This window comes from Marinitenerispora sediminis (assembly GCF_003336425.1).
GTDB classification, from domain to species: domain Bacteria; phylum Actinomycetota; class Actinomycetes; order Streptosporangiales; family Streptosporangiaceae; genus Marinitenerispora; species Marinitenerispora sediminis.
Genome location: NZ_QEIO01000414.1, coordinates 1 through 304 on the forward strand (window position 1 = coordinate 1; position 304 = coordinate 304).

General features: G+C 64.1%; 1 protein-coding gene. It reads right to left on the reverse strand.

Features of this window, described 5'->3' with window-relative positions:
• The coding region (locus tag DEF28_RS27050) for a hypothetical protein (protein WP_147281126.1) at positions 1 to 282 on the reverse strand (282 nt) is incomplete at its 3' end.
• Positions 283 to 304: the final 22 nt, after the last annotated feature.

The following is a 304-nucleotide window of genomic DNA, read 5'->3' on the forward strand; positions in this document are numbered from 1 at the left end:
GTATTGAGCCGTTTGGCCCCAGCCGCCGGACATCACCCGGCCGTCGCGGACGACGTGTTCGAGAACTCCCTTCTTCATCAGCTTGCCGATGGCGTTCTTCCAGGCACCGGCCGATTTGTCGCCAGCTCGGTGCAGGATGTAGGGCGCGTGGATGCTGCCGTAGGTCTCGCGGGTGGCGTCGTTGGCGTTTTCCGCGATGACAACGAGGTCGGAGCGCTCGCCAGACGTCAAGCCGAAGTCGGACCAGTGATCCATGACCTCGACGATCAGGCGCACGCCCATGCGTTCCTCCGGTCTGCTCTGC